At 39.2% G+C, this 16,538-nt stretch carries 14 protein-coding genes and 1 pseudogene; 10 read left to right on the top strand and 5 right to left on the bottom strand.

The genetic code is table 11. The features are described 5' to 3' along the window. Together gap and H5115_RS11805 are read left to right on the top strand one after the other, a co-directional pair. Entirely contained in the window at positions 1-1,005 is a 1,005-nt protein-coding gene (gene gap, locus H5115_RS11800) for a type I glyceraldehyde-3-phosphate dehydrogenase (RefSeq protein ID WP_182755434.1), read from the top strand. A gap of 205 nt (positions 1,006-1,210) precedes the next feature. Next, on the top strand, positions 1,211-2,335 hold the full coding sequence (locus H5115_RS11805; RefSeq protein WP_182755436.1) for a sterol desaturase family protein: 1,125 nt from the start codon (positions 1,211-1,213) through the stop codon (positions 2,333-2,335). A 79-nt stretch (positions 2,336-2,414) separates the two neighbouring features. Here H5115_RS11805 and H5115_RS11810 read toward each other — a convergent pair whose 3' ends face one another. The 4 genes and pseudogenes from H5115_RS11810 to H5115_RS11825 all read right to left on the bottom strand — a co-directional run bounded on the left by H5115_RS11810 (position 2,415) and on the right by H5115_RS11825 (position 8,848). Next, the gene (locus H5115_RS11810) at positions 2,415-3,737 is read right to left on the bottom strand and encodes a leucine-rich repeat-containing protein kinase family protein (RefSeq protein ID WP_259396388.1); all 1,323 of its coding nucleotides are present in this window, start codon (positions 3,735-3,737) and stop codon (positions 2,415-2,417) included. 41 nt (positions 3,738-3,778) lie between these two features. Further along, a complete protein-coding gene (locus H5115_RS11815; RefSeq protein ID WP_002959761.1) occupies positions 3,779-4,492 on the bottom strand; it encodes a YebC/PmpR family DNA-binding transcriptional regulator in 714 nt (237 codons plus the stop codon). Positions 4,493-4,750: 258 nt separating this feature from the next. Beyond that, positions 4,751-6,829, bottom strand: a pseudogene (locus H5115_RS11820) (M13 family metallopeptidase). A 240-nt stretch (positions 6,830-7,069) separates the two neighbouring features. After that, positions 7,070-8,848: an ABC transporter ATP-binding protein/permease gene (locus H5115_RS11825; protein WP_182755440.1), complete on the bottom strand. Its 1,779-nt coding sequence runs from the start codon at positions 8,846-8,848 to the stop codon at positions 7,070-7,072. 101 nt (positions 8,849-8,949) lie between these two features. On the opposite strand from H5115_RS11825, the gene H5115_RS11830 reads away from it, so the two are divergent. The 7 genes from H5115_RS11830 (at position 8,950) to H5115_RS11860 (ending at position 14,239) form a co-directional block, all read left to right on the top strand. After that, on the top strand, positions 8,950-9,411 hold the full coding sequence (locus H5115_RS11830) for a hypothetical protein (RefSeq protein WP_182755442.1): 462 nt from the start codon (positions 8,950-8,952) through the stop codon (positions 9,409-9,411). A gap of 108 nt (positions 9,412-9,519) precedes the next feature. Beyond that, positions 9,520-11,358: a protein translocase subunit SecD gene (gene secD, locus H5115_RS11835; protein WP_182755444.1), complete on the top strand. Its 1,839-nt coding sequence runs from the start codon at positions 9,520-9,522 to the stop codon at positions 11,356-11,358. Next, the gene (secF, locus tag H5115_RS11840) at positions 11,351-12,286 is read left to right on the top strand and encodes a protein translocase subunit SecF (RefSeq protein WP_182755447.1); all 936 of its coding nucleotides are present in this window, start codon (positions 11,351-11,353) and stop codon (positions 12,284-12,286) included. Before secD ends, secF begins: the two co-directional genes overlap by 8 nt. Positions 12,287-12,467: 181 nt before the next feature. Next, positions 12,468-12,944, top strand: coding sequence for a GreA/GreB family elongation factor (locus H5115_RS11845; RefSeq protein WP_101164031.1), 477 nt, complete (start codon positions 12,468-12,470; stop codon positions 12,942-12,944). Between the two features lie 324 nt (positions 12,945-13,268). Continuing rightward, positions 13,269-13,526: a type II toxin-antitoxin system Phd/YefM family antitoxin gene (locus tag H5115_RS11850; protein ID WP_149614826.1), complete on the top strand. Its 258-nt coding sequence runs from the start codon at positions 13,269-13,271 to the stop codon at positions 13,524-13,526. Continuing rightward, the gene (locus tag H5115_RS11855) at positions 13,514-13,831 is read left to right on the top strand and encodes a type II toxin-antitoxin system RelE/ParE family toxin (protein WP_182755449.1); all 318 of its coding nucleotides are present in this window, start codon (positions 13,514-13,516) and stop codon (positions 13,829-13,831) included. Before H5115_RS11850 ends, H5115_RS11855 begins: the two co-directional genes overlap by 13 nt. 198 nt (positions 13,832-14,029) lie before the next feature. Beyond that, positions 14,030-14,239 (top strand): zinc ribbon domain-containing protein, encoded by a 210-nt coding sequence (locus tag H5115_RS11860; RefSeq protein ID WP_007582647.1) that lies wholly within the window; start codon positions 14,030-14,032, stop codon positions 14,237-14,239. A 272-nt stretch (positions 14,240-14,511) separates the two neighbouring features. On the opposite strand, the gene H5115_RS11865 is transcribed toward H5115_RS11860, so the two are convergent. Then, entirely contained in the window at positions 14,512-14,850 is a 339-nt protein-coding gene (locus H5115_RS11865; protein ID WP_182755451.1) for a zinc ribbon domain-containing protein YjdM, read from the bottom strand. A 293-nt stretch (positions 14,851-15,143) separates the two neighbouring features. Here H5115_RS11865 and H5115_RS11870 point away from each other — a divergent pair, with 293 nt between their 5' ends. Beyond that, complete coding sequence (locus H5115_RS11870) at positions 15,144-16,538, top strand: RimK family protein (protein WP_182681363.1); 1,395 nt, start codon at positions 15,144-15,146, stop codon at positions 16,536-16,538.

Consider the following 16,538-nt stretch of genomic DNA (forward strand, 5'->3'; position numbering starts at 1 on the left):
ATGATTAATGTAGCAATTAACGGTTACGGCCGTATCGGTAGAAATGTTTTACGTGCACTTTATGAGTCAGCTCAAAACAACGAAATTAAAATTGTAGCAATTAACGATTTAGCACCAGCTAGCGTAAATGCACATTTAACGCAGTATGACTCAGTTCATGGTCAATTTTCAAAAAAAGTAACACTTGAAAACAACACTATGCTAATTGGGGATGACGTAATTACGTTAACGCAAGAGCGTGACCCTGCAAACTTACCGTGGAAAGAGCTAAACGTAGATATCGTTTTAGAATGTACTGGTTTTTTCACTAAACGTGATGACGCCGCTAAGCACATTACTGCAGGCGCTAAAAAAGTAATCGTATCTGCTCCAGGTACTGGTTTAGATGCAACAGTAGTGCATGGTGTAAATAGCGACGTAATTAATGCTGACAGCAATATCATTTCTAACGCTTCTTGTACTACTAACTGTTTAGCGCCAATTGCAAAAGCAATTAACGACACAGTAGGTATTGAACAAGGTAGCATGACGACTATTCACGCTTACACCAACGATCAAAACTTATCTGACGTTTACCACCCAGATTTATACCGTGCGCGTAGTGCAACTCAATCTATGATCCCAACTAAAACAGGTGCTGCGGCAGCTGTTGGTTTAGTATTACCAGAACTTGCTGGTAAATTAGACGGTATGTCTGTACGTGTTCCTACAATCAATGTTTCTTTAGTTGATTTTACGTTTATCACTAAGCGTGATACGACTGCAGAAGAAATCAATGCAATCATGAAAGAAGCAGCAACGGGTTCAATGAAGAGTATTTTAGAATATAACGAGCTTCCGCTTGTTTCTATCGACTTTAACCATAACCCAGCGTCGTCAATCTTTGATGCAACGCAAACTAAAGCCAATGGCAAACTAGTTAAAGTAATGGCTTGGTACGACAACGAGTGGGGTTTCTCAAACCGCATGTTAGACCAAGTTAAAGCATTAGGTCAGTACTTATAATTGACCTTGTAAAAGTTTAGCTTTATCCAACCAAGCCACGCATTGCGTGGCTTTTTTGCGTTTGGTTTATCTTTATATTTGCTACTCAGACTACGGAGTGAACTATTTGTATTTTTTATACCCTAAGTTTTGTTAATATGTGGGTGTGTTAATCAATGGAATTTCGTTGTATTTAATCAACTCAACGACGCAAGGAATAATAAAAATGATCAGAGCTTTATCGCGAAAAGTATTTCGCACAAATCATCTTCAGATAGGTGAGGGCAACATAAGTGGCTACATAGCCTGCTTTTTAGCAATACTGAGTTGCTTAGGCGTATTAGCGTTTCACTTCCCTGAATACTTAACCACACCAGAGCTGAGAAAAAGCTACAGCGTCGACTTTTTACGTCAGCTTATGTTTGCATCATTATTGGTCTCGGGCAGTTTAGGATTACTTAACTTTGTACGTAATACCAATAAGCGTTTAGGGGCTACAGCGTGGTTTTTTATTTTACTCGCTATTATGTTTGGCGGACCAAACGTTGAAGTAAACGAATTTGCTACCGACACACCTTATATAGGGCTTGATTGGTTTATTTTAGATTTACTCGGCTCAACACTCATATTTATTGTGATTGAAAAGTTATTACCTCATCGTAAAGATCAAAAAATATTACGTAGCGAATGGCGGGGCGATTTAAACCACTTTTTTGTAAATCATTTAATTATTGGTTTTGTATTACTCGTTACTAACCACTTTGTGCATTATGGTTTTGGCTGGGCTGTATCATCTACAGTACAAGGTTATATAGAGCAAACTCCCTTTGTAGTGCAGTTGTTTTTAATAATACTCGTGGCCGATTTAATGCAGTATTGGGTGCATCGTGCCTATCACGAAGTCCCTTTATTATGGCGCTTTCATGGCGTACATCACAGCGCCAAAGAAATGGATTGGTTAGCGGGCTCTCGCCAGCATATTCTTGAAATACTCGTAACGCGCAGCTTAGTGCTCACGCCTATATTTGTGCTTGGTTTTTCACAGCAAATAATTAGTTTGTACGTAATAATTGTGGGTTTGCAGGCTGTGTTTAACCATGCAAATGTGCGTGTGAAATTTGGTTGGCTAAAATATTTTATGGTTACACCGCAGTTTCACCATTGGCATCATGCGTCAGATAAAGCCGCGATTGACCGAAATTACGCTGCACATTTTTCGTTTTTAGATTATGTGTTTGGTACTGCTGTTAAAGGCCAAAAAGAGTGGCCACAAGCGTATGGTGTAGTCGGGGATTACATGCCCGTAGGTATGCTTAAACAACAGGTTTACCCGTTTAAGCGCACTAAATAAGTTCGGAAAATCCGAATAAACATAAAATAAAAGCGAGCAAGGTGTTACATTTTGCTCGCTTATATTATTAATATTAAACTTATTTTAGCTCAGCTAATAGCTCAGTAAATGTAGGTCTTTGATTTAATGCAGGTTGCATAGCACATTTTGCCATATCGGACATTTTAACAAAGAGCTCACTTTGTCTATCATCGCCAGTTACCGTGCCTAATAAGTCTTCAATTAAACACCCTAATGCACGGACTTCAATTAACTCGATTTGCTTTTGTTGATAATCACTTAACATGGCTAAGTTTGTGGCTGCACCAAAATCACCAAATAAAACATCAGCATCTTTGTTTATCATGGTGTTATGCGCATATACATCGCCGTGACTTACTTTACAAACATGCAAGTGATGCAGCGTACTCACCATTTGCTGTGCAATTTTTAAAATAGCGTGAGTTGAGTAATGGCAATCATCATTAAAGGTATCACGCGTACAGGTTTCAAGGCTTGGAGGCAAACCTAAATTAGCGAAGCTTTTATCTATTAGATCCATCACTAAACCTAGCTGATCACTTTTTTCAATGTAGGCAAGTACTTTAATTAAATTAGCGTGTTCGCCTGCTTGTAAGCAGCAATTGACTTCATCAAGCGGGTAGCCGTCGCTGGTAATTGCACCTTTAAATAATTTAATTGCTACAGCGCTATCAGCAGCTTGCGCTAAATGAATAACGCCCGATGCACCTTGGCCAATAACATGACTAAGTGTGTAATCGTTAAGAGGCTTATTTTCTAAGCAACTTTTTGTAAGGCACTGAGCTTTATTAAAATCGTTACCGGCAAACGCAAGCCAAGCAAGTTTTGGTAATTCAAAAAGCCAGTCGTCTACGTGTGTTAAGTTATTAGCAGAGAGCCTAACAAGCTCAAGGTTTCTACACCGCGCCATGCTACTTGGCAGTTGCTTAAGTTGATTGCCTGCAAGCGCAAGCTTTTTAAGCTGGGTGTAATTACCAAAATCTTCAGGTAATTCGCTTAACGTATTATCGGTGAGTATTAGCCACTCAATATTTTTTGGCAGGCTGTTTAAAGCAAATTCAGAAATTTGGTTACCTTTAAACGCGACCATAATTAAAGCAGGGCATTTAGCGAGCACTTTAGGAATATGCTTAAACTGATTAAACGATAAAAACACACGCTTAAGGTGTGTTAAACAGGCAAATTCATCAGGTAGTGTTGATAATTTATTATTTGATAAATCGAGAACTTCAAGCGTGTCAGCTAAGCTAAAAATTTCTTCAGGAAATGTCGTTAGCTCTTCTACCAATTGCAGGCGAGTAGCACCAACAAGTTTGCCACTTTTAAGCTCTTTAAGGGAGTTCATATTAATACCATGTTCTAAAAATGAAAAAGCCAACATAGCTGTTGGCTTAAAGTCGTTCTAACTTACTAAATTGCTCTTTAGAATTGCGCGTTATGGTAAACGTTTTGTACGTCGTCGCAATCTTCTAACATTGCTAAAAAGCGTTCCATAACTTCAACGTCTTCGCCTTCAATCGGCGTTTCAATTTGTGGCACAAAGCTAATTAGGTCTTCGTCAAATTCAGTCACGCCCATTTCTTCAAGCGCTGTACGTGTATTGTTGTACTCTGTGTGAGGAGCAAAAACAGTAACTTTACCGTCATCAACTTCTACGTCAGTTACATCAACATCAGCCATCATAAGAGCTTCAAGTACTGCTTCGTCGTCATCACCGTCAAATACAAAAATAGCAAGGTGGTCAAATAAATGTGAAACAGAGTTTTGTGCGCCAATTTTAGCATTTGCTTTGGTAAAACAAACACGTACATCAGCAAAGGTACGCTTGTTGTTGTCTGTTAAACAGTCAACAATAATCATACAGTTACCAGGGCCGTAACCTTCGTAACGTGTTGCTGCGTAGTCTTCACCGCCGCCGCCTTTTGCTTTGTCGATTGCGCGGTCAATAACGTGTGCTGGTACTTGGTCTTTTTTAGCGCGTTCAATTAAACGACGTAATGATAAATTACCATCTGGATCTACACCGCCGTTTTTAGCACAAATATAAATTTCTTTGCCGTACTTAGAATAAACTTTAGTTTTAGCACCCGCAGTCTTAGCCATTGAATCTTTTTTGTTTTGGTAAGCTCTTCCCATCTGCGTTTCGCCTTAATATATGTAAATAATAGAATAAAATTATAATGCGTATTCTAAAGGTAAATGCATTCAAGGGCTAGTAAGTATTAAAACAGATTAAATCGGTAACGTTTAAAAGCCATGTAAACTGTATTTTATTAATGGGATCATCGAGGGTTCTAGACGTTGGAATTATATCTATTATGTGTAAATTTAATTCAATAAAAAAGCAACCTGTATAACAGGTTGCCTTACTAAGTAATAAAAAGTAAGTGTTACTTACCAAATACGTACACGCTCATCTTCAGGAAGGTATAACGCATCGCCTGGTTTTACATCAAACGCTTTGTACCATGCATCGTGGTTACGCGGCGCTTGTGCTCTAAAGCGACCTGGGGCATGTGTGCCTCCACGAAGTTGGTTAAGCATGCTTTGCTCAGTACGTTTTTCTTTCCATACTTGTGCCCACGCAAGGAAGAAACGCTGATCGCCAGTAACGCCGTCAATAACAGGCGCTTCTTTACCATTTAAACTGAGCTTGTACGCGTGATAAGCCATTGATAACCCACCTACATCACCAATGTTTTCGCCAAGGCTATTTCGACCATTAACAAAGTTACCTTCGATTGGCTCGTATTTACTGTACTGCGCAGCCAGTTGGTCGGCTTTTTTGTCAAATGCAGCGCGGTCAGCATCAGTCCACCAATTACGTTGCACACCGTTTTCGTCTGATTTTGAACCTTGATCGTCAAACCCATGACCCATTTCGTGACCAATTACAGCGCCAATACCGCCATAGTTTACAGCCGGATCGGCATTTGGATCGAAAAACGGCGGTTGTAATATCGCAGCCGGAAATACAATTTCATTAAACGAGCTATTGTAGTAAGCGTTTACGCGTTGTGGCGTCATGCCCCAGCGGTTACGGTCTGTTTTTTGTAGCTCTTTTTCAACACTTTCTGCATGAAAAAATTCACGCATGTTTTTCACATTACCGATTAAATCGTTTTTAGTAATGCTTAAACCATCATAAGACTGCCAAACATCGGGATAACCAATTTTTGGTACAAATGCAGCCAGTTTAGCGCGCGCATTTACTTTAGTTTCATCGCCCATCCACTCTAGGTTATCAATACGTTCACCAAGGGCTGTACGAAGGTTTTCAACCAGCTCTGACATTTGTTGTTTTGACTACTCAGGAAAGTAACGTGCTACGTATATTTTACCAATAGCAAAACCAAGCGAACTTGTGCCTGACATTTCACTTATTGCACGTTTCCAACGAGGGCGAGGCTCTTGTTGTCCGTTTAGTTCTTTACCAAAAAAAGCAAAGTTAGTATTAAATACGTCTTCTGATAGTAAACCTGCGTTACCGCTTATAGCATGATACGTTAGGTAGTCTTTCCATACTGCAATATCTTCTTGATTGATTAGTTCAATCATCGCTTTTATTGGCTCAGGCTGAGAGATATTTAACTGAGGTACTTTATAACCTGTTTGCGCAAAGTATAAATCCCAGTTAAAGCCAGGATAAGCAGTGCTTAAATCGGCGCGTTCAATTTGGTTTAGCGTTAAATCGCGATTACGGCGCTTTTCACGGGGCCAATGACCTTGTGCAATTTTGGTTTCAAGATCAACAATTGCTTGAGCACGCTCTGCGCTATTTTCGACTCCTGCAAACTCAAGCATGTCAGCAATGTGGGCAACATAAGCTGTACGGGTTTTAACAAAGCGCTCAGCATTTTCAAGGTAGTAAGAACGATCGGGTAGACCTAAACCACCAGCACCTAGTGACATTTCATATTTATTAGGGTCTAGGCGATTAAACCACATGCCGCCGCCAAAAGGAGCTTTATTACCGGTTAACCAAGACTTACCAAACATTTCAGCTAAATCGTCGGTCGACGCTATATCACTAATTTCACTTAATAATGGCTTGATTGGCGCCACACCTAGTTTATTAAGTGTTTCGGTATCCATATAGGCATTGTAAAAATCAGCAACGAGTTTTTCTTCTGCGTTTAAGTCTTTGCGTGCTGCTATTTCTTCAATAATAGCTTTAACATCGCCTTCGCTGCGCTCAGCTAAGCCAGAAAATGCACCATAGCGGGTTTTATCTGCAGGCATTTCGTAGTTGTCATACCACGTGCCGCTGGCATACATAAAAAAGTCATCGCCTGGTTTAACGGCTTCGTTACGAGCTGTTAGATCAACACCAAAACTACCTAACTCTGCTTTTTCTGTCACTGCTGCAGTGACTACTTTAGGTTGTTGCTCGTGTGTTTTTGTTGTTTGCGGCTCTGAACAACCGGTAATAAATGTGGCAGCTAATGCTGCGGCAATTAAACTCTTTTTCATTACTTACTCCTGAGTATCACTGATTGAATTAAAGCAGCAGTGAATTATTTTTATTGTTACGAATATTTAACTTATCGATTGTTATTGAAATTAATCAGACAAACAAATCTTTTGAGGTGAATCACCACAGTGCTCGATAAAACTAATATAGGAGTAAAGAGAAGGGCTAATAGGTTCTATAAACGCTTTATTTAGCTCGAATACTTGAAGGTATCCGAGCTAAGAGGGGTTACACACTATTTATTTTTTATGCTGTAGTTCCCACATACGGGCGTATTCTCCGGCGAGTGTAAGTAATTCATCGTGCTTACCTTGCTCAATAATTTGTCCGGCTTTGAGCACAATAATGGTGTCTGCATCGGTAATAGTAGATAACCGATGAGCAATAACAATACTCGTATGGTTACTGGCAACTTCACGCATTGCAGCAAGTATTGCTTGCTCAGAATGAGAGTCGAGTGCAGATGTTGCTTCATCAAAAATTAAAATAGGGGATTTTTTCAAAATAGCGCGGGCAATGGCAATACGCTGTTTTTCGCCGCCGGATACTTTTAAACCGCGCTCGCCAACCAGTGTTTTATCGCCTTTATCAAGTGTGTCTATAAAGTCTTTTAAATGCGCCATTACAATGGCGTCGTCAATTTCAGCATCGCTTGCTGTTGGTCTACCGTAAGCAATATTTTCACGAATGGTGGTGTTAAACAACACGGTGTCTTGCGGGACTATTGCAATGGCTTTTCGTAAACTATTAAGTGTTACTGAGTTTATAGCTTGATTATCAATACTAATTTCACCGGCGCTTACATCATAAAAACGATAAAGCAGTCGCGCCAATGAGCTTTTACCAGCCCCACTGGCACCAACAATAGCTACTTTGCTGCCTGCTTTAACACTAAAGCTAAGATTATTAAGAATAGGGCGATGCGCATCGTAACTAAAACTTACATTATTAAATGTTATTTCACCTTGGCTAATATTGAGCTCTTTAGCATTAAGTGCATCGGTTATTTGTGGTTTTTTGTTAAGTAGTCCAAGCATGTTTTCAAGGTCGGTTAGTGCGCGCCTTATTTCGCGGTACACAAAACCTAAAAAGTTAAGCGGTAAAAACAATTGAATCATATACGCGTTAATCATCACAAGTTCACCAATAGAAAGCGTACCTGCAACTACCTCGGTTGAGCCCAACCACATTAAAGCGGTAATAGCACAAGCGATAATAAGTGCTTGGCCTGAGTTGAGGGCGAGCAGCGACATTCTATTTTTTAAACGGGCTTTTTCCCAGTTTGCTAAAAAGGTGTCGTACGTTTTTGCTTCAAACTGCTCATTATTAAAATACTTTACAGTTTCATAATTAAGTAGGCTGTCTATAGCGCGGGTATTACTTTGATTGTCGGCAGCATTTGCTTCTCTAATAAAGCGGTTTCTCCACTGGGTAACAACCACAGTAAAGGTAATATAAATAGCAACTGCCAATAATGTAATAAGCGCAAACCAAACAGAAAACAACGTGCCAAAAATAATCGCAACAGTCAGTATTTCAAATAAAGTAGGCACAATGTTAAACATTAAAAAACGCATTAAAAAGCTTAACCCACTTGTACCGCGTTCTATATCGCGGCTAATACCGCCAGTTTGCCTATCTAAATGAAAAGCCAGCTCAAGTGAGTGCAAATGCTTAAATACTTTTAAACCAATATCACGCATAGCGTGCTCGGTTACGCGAGAAAATACAGCATCTCTTATCTCACCTAAAAATACGCTAGCAAAACGCAGTGCACCGTACATCAATAACAATAAAACAGGGATAACTAACAGTGGGTTAATTGACTTATCTACCGAGTCTATTATTTCTTTAAGCGCCCAAGGCATTAACAAAGTGGCACCTTTTGCGCCTATAAGCGCCATAAGTGCAATAAAAACACGGCCTTTAAATTTTGTAAGGTAGGGCCACAGTGTTTTTACACTTTGGCGTAAATTCATGGCGTCGGGGCGTTTTTCTGTGCTTTGTCTGGGGCGCATTAGTGATCTCTGTTAAAACTAAATACTTAATTAATAAGCATTGTATTTTAAATGCTTGCCCTTATATACTACGCATCCCCTATTTTAGTTTTAAAACGTGAATGTTTAAATTTAGAGTGTTTTTAACTGCCTTTTTGCTACTTGCTGCACTTTTTAGTGTGCAGAGCAATGCTATGGGCGCCTCACAAAATTTAAATATAAATATTAGCACGCAGGTTTCTCCTACTGATATTACCGATTTAACTAAAATACAGCCTATTAGTAAGTCTGTAGATACTTCGCAACATAAAAAAACGCATCAAACCGATTTTAACGCGCACCAACCAAGATTAACTGCCAATAATTCATCATTGTTTTTGCATACTGTGCAAAGTGAGCCTGAATACGATGTGGTTTTTGAATTTTTTGCTCAAAATCTTGTTAGGCATATATTCTTACCACCAAGAGCCGTTAACCGCATACAACCTTGGTATACGCTTGTAACTAATAGTAAAAAGTCGCGCTTAAGTGGCTGGAAAGACGTTAACTTACTCTACACTGCCGTAACTACCTACCACGCTTAATTTTCCTTATTTAATTTTATTAGGTTTTAACTTTTAAAGTTTTAGCCTGCAGATTAATTGTGCTTTTAGAAAGTACGTTGCTAGCTTTGCTGGCAATAAGGATTCAACATGTTAAGTTTTAAAAAAGATAAAAAGCCGTCCACGGCTAAGTTCAAATTAAGCTATATAGCCATGCTAATAGTACTGGTTTTATTAGCTATTAGCGCATTACCAAACCTATATCCAAATAAATCGTGGTTGCACGTAAGTAATACGCCGCACAGCGAAACACAATCTTTACCAAGCACTAAAACCCTAGTTACTTTTTTAAATAACCAAGGACTTGAGGTTGAGCAAGGCTTAGATAAACAATCAACTATTAATGTACTTTTAAACGAGCCAACTAAAAGCGCACAGGCGCAAGCGGCTATAAAAGCGCAATACCCAAACACGCAAGTAAAAATTGTTGAGCATGCAACCAGCCCTACATGGTTACAAAATTTTGGTTTATCACCAATAAAGCTGGGCCTTGATTTAAATGGCGGTGTGTTATTTGTACTAGACGTAGATTTAGATAAAGCCGTTGATGAGCAATTAGTCAGTGCGTATCAACAAGCTAAATCAATCATTATTAAGCAAAAAGCACATGGCGTAAAAGCGCAGCAAACACAGTATGGGTTTGAAATAAACGCACTGCCTAATGCAACCGACAAGTTAACCCCCGTTATTGAAGAGCTACAAAGCCGATTTGTTAATTTAGCCGTTGTAACAAGCAATAACGGCAGCGTTAAAGCTGCCAAATTTAATTATTCAGAGCAAGGCCGCAGCAGCTTTGATAAAGAGGTTATGGGGCAAACACTTACAACCCTTCGTTCGCGTATTGAAGAGTTAGGCATTACCGAAGCGGTAACACAGCAACAAGGCAAACATCGCATTCGTATAGAGCTACCAGGCGTGCAAGATCCAACCGAAGCTAAGCGTATTATTGGTGCAACAGCATCGCTTGGTTTTTATCAATTAAAAGAAATTGGCGGGCAAACATTTAATATGCAATCGGGCGGAACCATAAAGCTCGATCCTGTGCCAATTTTTACAGGGGACCATATTAATAATGCAAACATAGGCCGCGACGATTGGGGTAAACCATTGGTACAGCTAAGCCTAGACGGCCAAGGAGGGGATGCAATGTCGGCGTTTTCAAAAGCCAATATTGGTAAGCCAATGGCGACGGTTTACTCTGAGTATTCTCAAAATGCTAAAGGCGAAGTAGTTAAAAAAAGCGAAGTTATTAACGTTGCCAATATTGCTCAGCATTTAAGTTCGCGTTTTAGTATTACCAATATGAAAAGCCAACAAGCGGCAGCCGATCTGGCATTGTTACTACGCGCAGGCTCGCTTACAGCACCCGTTACAATTGTGCACGAACAAACAATAGGGCCAAGCCTCGGCAGCGAAAATATTAGTAATGGCTTAGCCGCGCTTATGTTAGGCATGGGTATTACGCTTGCATTTATGGCGCTTTGGTATCGCCGTTTAGGTCTTATTGCAAACGTGGCACTTATATTAAATTTAACGTCGCTTGTGGGCTTAATGTCATTATTACCAGGGGTTGTGTTAACGCTTCCGGGTATTGCAGGCTTGGTGCTAACCATAGGTATGGCGGTAGACACTAACGTAATAATATTTGAACGCATTAAAGAAGAACGTCGCCAAGGCCGTGCACCATATCAAGCTATTCAAGAGGGTTATAAACAAGCCGCAAATACAATATTTGATGCCAATATAACCACCATGATCACCGCACTTATCTTATACGGCATAGGCTATGGGCCCGTTAAAGGTTTTGCCATTACACTCGCACTGGGGCTTTTAACGTCTGTATTTACAGGTGTGTACGTATCAAAAATATTAAGCCAAACGTTGTATTTAAAAACGGGTAAAAAAGCAGGAGTAAAAGCACATGCTTAATTATTTTTTGAAAGGTGAGGCGGGTACACGTTTACGTTTTATGGGCATGCTTTTAAGCGCCATATTAGTGCTGCTATCAGTATTTACGCTTACGCAAAAAGGTCTAAATTTTGGCCTAGATTTTACCGGCGGTTATTTAACTGAGTTTACAACCAGCCAAAGTGTTGAACTAAAAGAGCTTCAATCGTTTATTGCTAAAAATCACAACGGTGAGTTTGAGCTAACCGCGCAAGGTAATAGTCATTTTCAATTAAGAGAAGCGCCAAGTGCATCAACAACAGCTAATAGCCCTGATTGGCAAAGCGCCGTTACACAAAACGATTATATAAACGCACAGGTATTATCGTCAGCTTATATTGGCTCACAAGTGGGCGATGAGTTATTTGATCAAGGCTGTTTAGCAATGTTTGCTGCAATGATTGTGGTAATGATTTACCTTGCAGTGCGTTTTGAATGGCGATTAGCCGTTGGCTCTGTGGTAGCGCTAGTGCACGATTTAATACTCGTTCTTGGGTTATTTTCACTATTACAAATTGAATTTAACCTAACCGTGCTGGCAAGTTTACTGGCTATTATTGGTTACTCACTTAACGACTCAATAATAGTAGGGGATAGAGTACGTGAGCTTTTACGTGTTCAATCAAACAATGTACTTAGCCCAGCGACCATTATTAATAATGCTATTAAAAGCACACTAACGCGCACCTTAATTACGTCGGGTACTACACTTGCAACGGTTGCGAGCGTTTGGTTACTTGCAGGCGCACCACTGCAAGGCTTTGCTATTGCATTATTTACTGGCATTGTAGTGGGTACGTTCTCGTCTATTTGTATAGCGGCAACCTTGCCGGAGCTATTAGGCTTAAGCGCTAAAAACTACGAAGTTAAAGTAGATGCCCACACGCAAACATTATTAGATATGCCATAAGGTTTTTAATAAAGCACAAGCAAAGAGCTGCACCAACCAGCGGCTCTTTGCTTGTTTAATGTTTATTTAAACCCGGCTAGTATTCCAACCAACCTTGCGGGGTTTAAAACAATGGTTTTAAGCCCCGCAAAAATGTTAAACTGGTAGCCTTATTTTTACTGCCTGTATTGTATTAATCCCCATGAATAAAACCCACGTTATCGAACATCTTCGTTTTGCGCTAGAAGCGCAGCTTACAACAGCAAAAGTAGCGGCAAAAACCGCGCACGACACCGCCACACATGAAGAAAACATAGCCGAAAACAAATACGATACCCTAGGGCTCGAAGCCGCTTATTTAGCACAAGGCCAAGCCCAGCGCGTAAACGATTGCTATAAAAGCATAGAATTGTTTGAGCCTGCTTTTAACGAAAAACCAACCGACAAAATAGCTATCGGTTCGCTGGTATGTTTAGAAGATGATAACGCAGCGCAAAAATGGTTTTATTTAGGCCCAGCCGCTGGTGGTTTAACGGTAAATGTTAAAGAGCACGCAATAGCTGTAGTAACACCCGGCGCACCAATGGGTAAGCAGTTATTAAATAAACAGATTGATGATGAAATTACGTTAACAATTGCAGGTAAAGCCCACGAATATGTGGTGGTAGAGATCTTATAAAGCTTTGGTTTTTTAAGAGAAGCGTTTGCTGGCAGAGCCATACCAACGTAATAATTGCTTATTTATATTCATAAATTAATTGTCGGATGGCATGGCTTCACCATTTCTCCAACCTACAGCTATGCTTTTATAGCGTAACGTGGTGTGTATTTCAATTTGTACAAAGGCATATAATGAGAAGTACCTAATAGTTTAAAAATGAGCAGGGTTGACGTTAGGTGCTCCCTTTTTAATTGATTTTAGTGGTTATACAGCCTCGTTAGTTGTATTTCCCAAGTTGGCTACTCGGTGCTACTATAGTGATACATTTGTTTGGGGATTATTATGAGAGTAGAACTAGTCACAACATTGAAGCGTCAAGCAACGAAGATATTATCTGAACTTCATTCCTCTAAAGAACCTGTGTTGATAACTGAACATGGACAACCATCTGCATACTTAGTAGATGTTGATGATTATGAATTTATGCAAAAGCGTATGCAAATTCTTGAGTCTCTTGCAAAAGGAGAGCAAGCAATAAGTCGTGGTGAAACCATGTCGAATCTTGAAGCTAAAGATAAAATGAATAAATGGCTGAAATAATTTGGACTAATCCAGCTTTGAATGATCTTAACGATATCGCTGAATATATCGCATTAAGCAATTTGCAGTCAGCGAAAAAATTGGTTTCCAAAATATTTGAAAAAGTTGAACGTCTCGAACTCTTTCCTGAATCAGGTAAAAAACCAATTGAGTTAGCTAACCTAAATTATCTTGAACTGGTCGTGAATCCTTGTCGTATATTTTACAAAAAAGATAACAATAAAGTATATATTTTGCACGTAATGAGACAAGAACGAGACTTACGAAAATTTTTGTTGCTAACGCAATATACAGCTAACAAGTAGGTAATCCCTGAGTGAAATTAGTATGACCCCCATACTAATTATTATAAAAAGCAATTATTAAAAAGCCATCCAAACATCTATCAAAATTCCAACTTAACCAATATAAGAACTAAATTATAGTTTGTTTATTAAAAAAATTGCTACACACGTTCCTTAAGTGTTTAATATACGGTACATAAATAATATGGAGGTTGAAATATGAGACATAACAATTGGTCTTGCTCTAAGTGTAATAATAACGAATTTGATACCGGTGAAATAAGAGTTTCGGGTGGCTTTTGGTCAAGAATTTTTGATGTTCAAAATAAAAAGTACACCGCTGTGACATGCAGTCGATGTAGTTTTACTGAATTTTATAAAGGTTCATCATCAACACTTGGTAACGTATTTGATTTCTTTACTGGGTAATCAAAGCTTAAAAAGCACTTTAACTGAAATGTAAACTGATCAGTTCAAGAGATACCTCCTCATTAAGGTGAGGAGGTTAAATGCTTAAACACACCTAAGCGATAATTCGCCTTATTAAATGTAGGTGGACCTTTAGATATACACCAACTAATAGCAGTTAAACAAAATCTATTACACGCACTAATAATAAGCTTCAATAACAGACCATAAGGCTTGGATGAATTTATTTTTATGATTTTTCATCTAACATCCTATATTTTAAATATCCAATTTTAGGTAGCTTTTTTTACAAACTTAGCAGTTACCATCATTTCGCCAATGCCATCTACTTTACAATCAAGTTCGTGATCTTTTTTATCAAGCACTCTTCTAACTACCGCTTTGGTGCCAATTTTGATTACTTGCGAGCTGCCTTTAATTTTTAAATCTTTGGCTACTGTCACTTTGTCGCCATCATTAAGTAATGTGCCGTTGGCATCTTTAACTAAAATAGCGTCTTCATCGCTAGTATTATTAGGGTTCCACTCATGGGCGCACTCGGGGCAAATAAGCAGTTGTTGGTCTTCGTAAACATATTCACATTGGCATTTTGGGCAAGCAGGCAGCGACATTTTTAACTCTCATAAGGTGTTGTTTTGCGTATTTTAATCTGCATTATTAGTTAATCAATATTTTTCATCTTCACGCTAAAAATATCTCGTTTGTGCGTTTTTAAAAAAGGGCATATAAAGCACATGTCGCTTAAGCAATTTAAGCGCTAACTCGTACAGTAGGTACCTGTTAAAGCACCCATCATATTAAGTGATTCGCGCAATGCCCACTTAGTACGATGGGTGTTTCTATTTATAATGCTTAGTATTTTACTAAGCATGCTTTTTATATTTTGACTTAACTAGGAAAAGTCGTGTTTAAAACCTTAATTGTGGTTGATAACAACGAGCAAACGCTTGCTCAATCGTTCGAAAATGTAATTACGTTTAATACCTACTTACGTGATTACCCAAAACATAACGAACCAAAAACACGCATTATTAATCTGTGCGACTCAAGCCAATACTTGAGCAAAGGTTACTATTGCTCATTACTCGCAGAGGCGCGCAAGCACCAAGTTTTACCCAGTGTAAAAACCATTAATGCTCTTCGTAGTGGCCAAGCTCCTATGTTAAATGTGGGCCAAATAGATGGCACACTTTACTTTGGTAATGCCCAAAACGATTTACAATCAAAAGCGGCAAAGTCGGTATTTAAACAATACCCAGCGCCTATTTTATTTGTTGATGAACAAGGATTATTGCAACAAGGGTCTTTGTCGTCTTTAAGCGAGCAGCAGTACAGCGAATTTGTAGCCAAGCTAGATAACTTTACTAAAACGCAGTGGCGTATTAGTTCTGTGCAACGTCGTTTTAGATGGGACATGGCAATACTTGTTGATCATAACGAAAAAGTACCACCGAGTGACAAAGACGCCATTGCACGTTTTATTAAAGCAGCGGCTAAACACGGTATTTATGCACAAGCATTAAGCTTTGACGAAATTGATAACATTGCCCAGTTTGATGCGTTATTTATTCGCCAAACTACAGCGATTGACCACCCAACCTATCGCCTTGCAAGCAAAGCGCAAAGCCTGGGTTTAGTGGTTATTGATGATGCTGAGTCTATTTTGCGTTGTTGTAATAAGGTGTATTTACACGATGCATTTAATTATCAAAAAGTGCCAAGTTTAAAAACGGTTGTAGTGGCTGATCAAGCAAATGAAACGCTTGAGCAATTAGAAGAAGCGTTTACATATCCACTTGTTTTAAAAATGCCTGAAGGGTCGTTCTCCAAAGGTGTGTTTAAAGTTTCAAACCGTGATGAGCTTGCCGCTAAGCTTACAGAGCTGTTTGAATATAGCGCATTAGTGCTTGCACAAGAGTACATGTATACCGAATACGATTGGAGAGTAGGTGTGTTAAACGGCCGTGCAATTTATGCATGCCGCTATTTAATGGCGCGTAACCATTGGCAAATTTATAACCACGATGCTAAACGTTTTTTCTCTGGTGGCTTTGAAACATTACCAACCTTTGAGTTACCAAAAGCGGTATTAGATGCAGCATTAAAAGCATGTAAAACAGTGGGTAGGGGGTTATATGGCGTAGATGTTAAAGAGCATCAAGGCAAAGCATATGTACTTGAAGTAAACGACAACCCAAGTATTGATCACAAGGTAGAAGACGGCTATTTAGGCGACGAGCTATACATGATCATTATGGATGAGTTTAAACAACGCTTAGAAGCACGAGGCCGTGGGTAA

This window comes from Pseudoalteromonas sp. SR44-2 (genome assembly GCF_014163745.1).
Lineage (GTDB): Bacteria > Pseudomonadota > Gammaproteobacteria > Enterobacterales > Alteromonadaceae > Pseudoalteromonas > Pseudoalteromonas distincta.